Source organism: Massilia sp. Bi118 (genome assembly GCF_918697865.1).
GTDB lineage: Bacteria > Pseudomonadota > Gammaproteobacteria > Burkholderiales > Burkholderiaceae_D > Telluria.
In genome coordinates, this window is the sequence record NZ_CAKKMV010000040.1 from 1 (window position 1) to 1,629 (window position 1,629).

The 1,629-nt window shown below is 67.3% G+C and carries 1 protein-coding gene; it reads right to left on the minus strand.

Annotated elements, in window-relative coordinates; translation table 11 throughout:
• Window positions 1-268: 268 nt before the first annotated feature.
• Window positions 269-1,629, minus strand: a 1,361-nt coding sequence (locus LQV39_RS26275; protein WP_230030138.1) for an SH3 domain-containing protein, incomplete at its 5' end; no start/stop codon positions are given.

The window sequence follows — 1,629 nt, forward strand, 5'->3', positions numbered from 1 at the left end:
AAGCGCTTGCACCCCTTGTCCGCGTTGTGTCGCTCGACACAACGATTGAACACAGCGCGTGGAAGACCCTTTAAAAGCGCCTGGAAAGTGGTTATCGTAGACATGGTTGCAGGTTTAGGTTGTGAGCGTGAGAACTCAGGGTTTTAGTACCCTTAACCTTTACCTGCAACTCCTTTCCGATGGTCTACTACCAGCTCAACTGTCAATTATCTTGGACAGCAGTGCGCCTTCGCGGGGAGTCGGGTCGGGCAATGCCCGACACGACGGGCTAGTTGCCAGTCACATGCACCAGACTCGTCATCGCATCCACATACAGGGTCTTGTCGTCCGCGTAGAGCGGCAGCAGCGGCGTCACCGACACCTGGTTCAGCTTGGTCTTGCGGATCTGCTGCGTCTGCGGGTCCTTGAAGACGGCATAGGGCACGTCCTGGATCACGTAGGGCTCGCCCTTCACCTGGCCGATGATCATCAGCACGTGGCCCGGCACCACGATCAGGTCGCCCACCTGCGCCTCGGCCAGCGCCTTTACACGGTCGGCGTGGCTGTCCTTGTCCGTGAAGCGCCGATGCTGGAAGGCGGTACTGCTGCCTTGCAGGCTAGAGAACGGCGGCAGCAGCACGCCCATGCTGCGATAGACCTCACCGGTCAGGCCGCTGCAGTCGCGGGCGTTGAACTGGTGGCCCCAGCCATAGCGCTCGCCGAGCAGCTTGAAGGCCTGGCGGATGATGTTCGCGCGCGTGACCGGCAGGTAGCCGGGCGCGCTGTCCGCACTGCGGCGCAGCAGGGCTGGCTGGAAGGCAAGCTTGCCGCCTTCAGCGCGCACCGGCAGCAGCAGAGGCCAGGATGCGTAGGGGCTGGCGCCGTTCACGGGTTCGCCCGGCGGCACGTCGGCAAGCGGCAGGGCCACGCCCATGTCCAGCAGCAGCTCCGAGACCTCGGGCGCTTCCGGCGTGTACGCGGTGCGCACCTGGTCGCCGGTGACGACGCGGCCGGGGGCGCGGGTGGCATAGGCGAACACTTCGTCGCGCCCGCCCTCGGCGACGTCGTTGGCGCGCGCCCAGGCCGGTCCTTGCGTCGACATCACCAGCAGCCACTTCCCATCCGCGCTGGCGTGCGCGATGACGACCGGCTCGCCGGGGAACAGGATGCCGGCCTGCAGGCTCTCGTAGTCGCGCTGGTCGGCTGCCGCGTAGAAGCTGCGTTCGGTGGGCAGCGAGCGCAGTTGGGCGCGACGCACGCTCAGGCCGTAGCGGGCCGGGGTGCTTGCCGCGATGCGTTCGGCGGCGGCGTTCTTGTTGATGGATGCGAGCAGCCCTGCGCCCACCGGCTTGCCGTTTTCGTCGACGCCGATCGCGACCGGGGTTTGCCTTGCCTGTTCGGCCCATGCCGTTACCTGGGCGCGTTCCAGGGTCGCGGGGAGGTGCTGGAGGTCGATGAAGCCGCCGCCCTGCGCGTAGACCAGTGTGCGCTTGGCGGCCGCCTGGCGGGCGTCGAGCAGCACGGCGTTCGGCTCCAGCAGGCGGCCGATCCAGAAGTCGGGGCTGAGCATGTCCTCGCTGAAGGCGGGGATGCCGGCGGTGGAGACGGCGGGGAGTGGCGGGTCGGCGGCGAGTGCGGGGTGGGTGGCGC